The following is a 6319-nucleotide window of genomic DNA, read 5'->3' on the forward strand; positions in this document are numbered from 1 at the left end:
CTACCTGCCACCATCACAGCGTAAAACATAAAGGCTGTCAGCTCACCGGCACTGATTTTACCGGCCAGCACGTCATGTGCGCCAACCCAGCTGATTAACACCATAGCGCTGATACTCAGCAACATCACTGCGGCAATCAGCAATGAGCGGTAAAAAATCCGCTGCTTTGCCGTCTGCATTACCTGTTCAATACGCCCGGCAAACAGCTGTTTGTCGTACCCTTCATGGCCATAAGACTGCACAGTGTGAATTTCGTGCAGGCTTTCATCGACATAGGCACCAACATCCGCTAAGCGGTCCTGACTGGCGCGCGATAACACCCTGACCTTACGGCCCAGCACGATTATCGGCAGCAGTACCAACGGCACCGCCAGTAGCACTAATGCTGTCATCTTAAAACTGGTCAGCGCCATCATCAGCAGGCCACCACACGCCGTCACGGTTGAACGCAGTGCCATCGACAAGCTGGAACCGACCACGCTTTGCAATAATGTCGTATCGGCGGTAAAGCGTGAAATGACTTCACCGGTGCGCATCTGGCTGTAGAAAGACGGCGAAAGCGTTAACATGTGCTGATACACCTGATTACGGATATCTGCACTTACCCGCTCACCCAGCCAGGTCATCAGGTAAAAACGGCAAAATACCGCTGCGGCTGTAAAAGCACACAGCAATAAAATACCCAGTGTAATGCGATTAAGGCCGCTGCTGTTATTGGCGACAAAGCCGTCGTCTACCAGCATCCGCACGCCCTGCCCCAGCGCCAGCCAGCTCAGCGAACCTAACAGTAAAAACAGTATCGCCAGCGCCACCTGTTTACGGTAAGGCAGTAAAAAACCGGCGAGCCACGGCAGCACCTTGTTAACGGGTTGCATAGTCGCCCCCGGAGGTAAGCTGATAGCGTGGTAAAAACCAGGCAGGCCAATACGGTGTCATGCAATATCCTTGGTCAGGGAAAAGTTGAGCGAACATTATTGTTGCGCCGGTAAGGCTTTGATTGTTTCTGGCCGGCGCCACAGCCAGATCGCGACAGCAGATAAAAACAACGGTAACAGCAGTTTTAGCCAAAAAGGCGCGGCGGAAAACTGCAGCGCTATAACACTTGCCAGCATCATCACCGATGCCAGCAGCTTAGCCCGGCGGGACACGATACCGTGGCTGCGCCACTGCACCAATGCCGGGCCGTATTTCGGATGTGTCAGCAGGCGCTGCTCCAGCGCCGGCCAGCCCTTGCCCGCCGCCCAGGCACTTAACAGCACAAAAGGCACGGTTGGCAGCCCCGGTAACGGGATGCCAATTAACCCCAGTAGCAGGCTCACCAGCGCCAGTGCACGCCAGAACACTATCCGCGTCAGATGCCACATTCGTTTTTATACCCTGATGCCAGTGTTAACAGTTAATTGTCACTCAGGGTAACCACTTCCAGCACGGCTGATGTTGCCTTAAGACCTGCCTCTGTAGCACCGCCAAGCACATAGACTTTGTTGTTCAGTGTAACGGCCCCCAGACCGTGCCGGGGCAGCGGCATGCTGCCCTGTTGCTGCCAGCTATCTGCTGCAGCATCATATTGCCAGACTGGCGCATAAACCCCGCCGTCATTGTCAAAATACTCGCCACCAAACACCAGTATATGCTGCCCCAGCGCTGCAGCTGCTAAACCGCCACTGGCCTGCGGCATGGGTGCCAGCTGTTGCCACTGCGACAATGCCGGATCAAAACGCTGTAATAACGCCAGATTGCCAGCACCGACTTTGCGCCCACCCATCATGTAAAGCTGCTGCTTTAGCGCAACGGCACTGGCGCTGTTTAACGGTGTCGCAACCGGTGCAGCTTTGCTGACCGTCAGGCTTAGCGGGTCAAACACCCAGTGCCAGTTCACATCGGCTTGATCGCGCCACTGCGCGTTCTCAGGCCCTGATGGCGAGCGGCCACTGACAAAATGAACGTTACCGTTCAGTACCACCGCCACCGTTTCTGTCAGCGGCTTTGGCAGCTGCGCAACTTTGCGCCAGACGCCGTTGGTTTCATCCAGTTGCAGAATGTCCGCACTGGCACTCCAGCGCCCGCCATTTGCAATAACAAAACCACCGAATAAAAACAGCTTATTATCAACCGATAATAAATAAGCATGATGTCGCGCTTCAGGCAGTAATGGCGCCATGGTCCAGCGGTTTATTGCTGGATCATAAACCTGCACTGCCGCCGTCATTTGCTGCTCTGCCTCTGGCAGCGCATCACTTAAACCACCAGCGACATAAATTTTGCCGTTATGCACAGCCGGATAAATTTCCTGCACCGCAATCGGCATTGGTGCCAGCGTGTGCCAATCTAGGCCGCCGGCTTTAGCACAACCAGAGAACAACACTGCCGGTAACACCAGTAGCTGAAGAAATTTCCACATTTGACACCTCATTTTTTCAACTTTACAACCTTTGTACCATAATTAGCTCACTCTAGGTTGCAGGATGCAGGAAGCAGGTAATGAGTCATTGGATCCAACATTTTCGTGACAACAGTAACGCCGCTTACCTGATCTACGTACTTTTGCTGTTAATCCTTATTGCCGACAGCCAAACCCAACTTAGTTTTGCGCATGGTGTGCTATACGCGCAGCTGCTATTGTTGGCAAGTCTGCTCAACCAGCCCTAGGTGCTTAATGTCAGCTTTGTGCTGGCCGTGGCGGCAGTAGTACTGGGTTACTGGTTGTCACCTGCTGCACCGGCGGGGTTTGCATCAGTCTACGTGTTGGCTAACCGTGCCGGTGCGGCCATTTGCCTATTACTGATTTATCTGCAAACGCGCTCCGCCATGCAATTACAACAGCGCGAATCGGCAACCCGGGACAACTTAACGCGGCAACAGCAACAGTTAGAACTGGCCAGCCAGCTGGCCAGGTTTGGCTGCTGGTACCTGGATACGCACAGCAAAATGATTACGCTCAGCACTGCAGCAAACCTTAACCGCGTGTCAGGAGCAATACACCGCCTTTGACATCGAGTGCCCATGCCGGCCAGACAAGTTGCCCCCTGCTGGTTGCGGATTATCGGCCATTGCTGTGCCGACGACAACGCTCTGTTGCAGGGTGTGCTACAGGGCAGCAATGCAGTACACCAGAGCGAAATGCGCCTGATACAGGCGCAGCAGCGGTTTCAAAAATGGGCCGACAGTATGCCCATAGTAGTTTGGACAGCCGCCAGCGATAACCAGCTAACCTTTGTCAGCCAACTGATGTCCACATTTAGCGGCATGCAAACAGAAGACCTACTGCTAAACTGGCTGGATATAGTTCACCCGGAAGACCGTGAACGGGTAATGTCACATTGGCAACACTGCCTGCGAACCGGCGATCCGTACAACATAGAGTTTCGTTTTCGCCGGTTAGATGGTCAATATATCTGGCACCTGACCCGTGCCGTGGCAGTATATGACAACTATGGCCAGATTGAAAAATGGCTTGGCTCAGCCATGGCATTGGGGGCTGGTGCCAAACCTGGCCTGGCGCTGGTTAGTCCGGCTCGGGTGACTTAGCTATGCGCGGCAGCTTTACTGTAAAACAGCTGCCTTTACCCACTTCACTGACCACATCTAAAATACCTTTGTGCCTTTCAATGATGCTGCGCGATAAGGCTAAACCAAGCCCGGTGCCCTGGCCCTTGGGTTTAGTGGTGTAAAATGGCTGAAAAATCTGCTCCAATTTATCCGCCGCTATGCCACTGCCGGTGTCGGCCACGCTAAACCAGACCCACTGCGCATCAAAACCGGTACTGATCGTAATAGTACCCTGCTGCGCTATCGCCTGTGCTGCATTAACCAGTAAGTTAAGCAGCACCTGATTAAGCTGGGACGGAATGCAATACACTGGTGGTAACTGGCTAAACTGACACACGACTTCGGCTTTGTATTTAAGCTCATTCGCCACGATATTAAGCGTGCTTTGTATGCCCAAGTGCAGATCCGTCAGCACAAACTCGGCGTCTTCCAAATGCGAAAAGTCTTTTAAATCACGAATGATGCCAATCACCCGCTGTAAGCCTTCTTCGGACTCCTTTACCAGTTTGGGTAAATCGTCACACAGATAGGCAAAATCAAACTGCTGCAATAACGACTGCGCCTCGTCGTTGTTCAGGCGCTGGCTAAGAATACGTACCAGACGGATCAGGCTGTCAGAGTATTCGGCCAGTACCGTCATATTGGAGGCAATATAGCCAACGGGATTGTTAATCTCATGTGCCACGCCAGCAGCCAGCTGACCAATAGACGCCAGCTTTTCCGACTGCATTAACTGTTCGGTTAATACCTCAACCTGATGTTGCAGTTCAGTCACCTGGTGCTGCAGCGATGCATGAGTAGACATAGTTTACCTGTCAGTTTGTTGGGTTTGCCCGGCGTAACGCTTAAAGGCGGCGCGAATTTCTTCGCGTAACTCGTTATCCTGCCAGGGCTTGGTCAGAAACTTATAAATGGCGCCCTGATTAATCGCCTCGGTGACAGAGCGTAAATCAGTATAGCCGGACAACACCAAACGTATGGTCTCCGGGTACATATCTTTAACCTGACGCAGAAACTCAGTACCGTTCATTTGCGGCATGCGCTGATCAGACACTATCACCTGCACATCGTGCAACGCTAGCAACTCAAAGGCCTGTTTGGCACTGGTACAGGTCAGTACGGTGTACGGCTCTTTACGCAATAAGCGCTTTAGTGCATGTAAAATATTGTCCTCATCGTCAACCAGCAATAAGGTCTGTTGACTGCCTGCTTGTCTGTGCTGTTGCTTAGCCGCGTAGTAGCGCAAAAACTGTTCAGTATCAGCAGCAGACATCGGTTTAGCAAAATGATAGCCCTGAAACTCATCACACAAACTTTTCCCCAGCAGCGCGGCTTGAGCATCATTTTCCACGCCCTCTGCTACCACTTTTACGTCCAACTGGTGCGCCATCGCAATAATAGCGCGGCAAATTGCGGCATCACGTTTATCCGTAACAATATCGCGGACAAAGTCGCGATCTATTTTCAGCTTGTCTATCGGTAAACGTTTTAAGTAACTCAGGCTGGAATAACCAGTACCAAAATCATCTATCGCAATGCTAATACCCAACTGCTTTAGCCGATGCAGTTTTTCAATCACGTATTCTATATTCTCTAACAGCAGCGATTCCGTCAGCTCTAATTGCAAATAACGCGCCGCTAAGCGCTGCACTGTCAATGTCTGTTGTAGCTGCTCGATAAACTCGCTACGCTGAAATTGCATTGATGACAGGTTAACGGCAACGGGCACAGACGCCAGCTGCTGTTGCTGTAACTGGTAGTTAAACGCACAAGCTTGCTCCAGCACCCACTGACCAATTTCAACTATCATACCGGTATCTTCTGCCACCGGAATAAACTCTTCCGGGCTGATAAAGCCTTGCTCAGGATGTGGCCAGCGTAACAGCGCCTCAAGCCCCACCAGCTCATTAGTGACTGCATCGACCTGCGGCTGGTAATACAGTTCAAACTCCTGCTGGTCTATTGCTTTACGCAGCATAGACTTCAGGCTCAGTTGTTTACTGAGCAGTTGGTCCATCTCAGCTTTGTACCACTGATAGGTATTACGACCTAACTGCTTTGCCCGGCACATGGCTAAGTCGGCCTGTTGCACCAGTTGCATTGGCTCTGTCAGCTCGCTGCCTGACACACTGATGCCGATACTGGCTGTCAGTTGTATCTCCTGCCCCTGCAGTGTGACAGGTTCGGCTATCGTGGTCAGAATGCGCCCGGCAAGCTGCGGCAGCAGCTCATCGTCTTGTACATCTGGCACCAGCAGGACAAATTCGTCGCCTCCTATCCGGGACAGCGTATCACCGGGACGGATCAGGGCAACAATACGGCTGGTGACCAGCTTTAACACCTCATCACCGCTTAGATGTCCCATGCTATCGTTAATCAGTTTAAAGCCATCCAGATCGATAAACAGCACTGCCACTTTTTGCGCATAACGCTGACTGATATTACAACTCTGGCTTAACCTGTCACGCAATAAACTACGATTTGGTAGCCCTGTCAGTAAATCATGCGAGGCGTTATGCGCCAATTCTTGCTCGTATCGTTTCTGTGCCGTAATGTCAGTTTGAATACCGATATAGTGGGTAATATCACCGCGTTCATCCGGCACTGGCGCCAAAAATAAATTGTTCCAAAACAGGCTGTTATCTTTACGATAGTTTTTCAGCACCACAGAGCACTCCTGGCGCAGGGTTATGGCATCACGCATCTGTTTTACTGCTAGTCCGTCTCGTTGCTGGCCTTGCAAAAAGCGGCAGTTACGGCCCTGTGCTTC

8 protein-coding genes are annotated in these 6319 nt (G+C 51.8%); 3 read left to right on the forward strand and 5 right to left on the reverse strand.

What is annotated here, in order from left to right; genetic code table 11:
• The 3 genes from VIN66_RS03275 to VIN66_RS03285 all read right to left on the reverse strand — a co-directional run.
• The coding region (locus tag VIN66_RS03275) for an ABC transporter transmembrane domain-containing protein (RefSeq protein ID WP_331922654.1) at positions 1–875 on the reverse strand (875 nt) is incomplete at its 3' end.
• A 96-nt stretch (positions 876–971) separates the two neighbouring features.
• Positions 972–1364 carry a YbaN family protein gene (locus VIN66_RS03280; protein WP_331922655.1) on the reverse strand — a complete coding sequence of 131 codons (393 nt, stop codon included), beginning with the start codon at positions 1362–1364 and terminating at the stop codon, positions 972–974.
• A 32-nt stretch (positions 1365–1396) separates the two neighbouring features.
• A complete protein-coding gene (locus VIN66_RS03285; RefSeq protein ID WP_331922656.1) occupies positions 1397–2401 on the reverse strand; it encodes a Kelch repeat-containing protein in 1005 nt (334 codons plus the stop codon).
• Positions 2402–2481: 80 nt separating this feature from the next.
• On the opposite strand from VIN66_RS03285, the gene VIN66_RS03290 reads away from it, so the two are divergent.
• The 3 genes from VIN66_RS03290 to VIN66_RS03300 are packed head-to-tail and all read left to right on the forward strand — an operon-like array spanning position 2482 to position 3528.
• Positions 2482–2649, forward strand: coding sequence for a hypothetical protein (locus VIN66_RS03290; protein WP_331922657.1), 168 nt, complete (start codon positions 2482–2484; stop codon positions 2647–2649).
• Positions 2650–2991 carry a hypothetical protein gene (locus VIN66_RS03295; RefSeq protein ID WP_331922658.1) on the forward strand — a complete coding sequence of 114 codons (342 nt, stop codon included), beginning with the start codon at positions 2650–2652 and terminating at the stop codon, positions 2989–2991.
• Between the two features lie 12 nt (positions 2992–3003).
• The gene (locus VIN66_RS03300) at positions 3004–3528 is read left to right on the forward strand and encodes a PAS domain-containing protein (protein ID WP_331922659.1); all 525 of its coding nucleotides are present in this window, start codon (positions 3004–3006) and stop codon (positions 3526–3528) included.
• On the opposite strand, the gene VIN66_RS03305 is transcribed toward VIN66_RS03300, so the two are convergent.
• A complete protein-coding gene (locus tag VIN66_RS03305; RefSeq protein WP_331922660.1) occupies positions 3506–4354 on the reverse strand; it encodes an ATP-binding protein in 849 nt (282 codons plus the stop codon). The genes VIN66_RS03300 and VIN66_RS03305 overlap by 23 nt on opposite strands.
• Positions 4355–4357: 3 nt before the next feature.
• Positions 4358–6319: EAL domain-containing protein (locus VIN66_RS03310; RefSeq protein ID WP_331922661.1), on the reverse strand; the 1962-nt coding region annotated here is incomplete at its 5' end.

Origin of the sequence: Rheinheimera sp. (genome assembly GCF_036568245.1) — a bacterium.
Taxonomy (GTDB): domain Bacteria; phylum Pseudomonadota; class Gammaproteobacteria; order Enterobacterales; family Alteromonadaceae; genus Alishewanella.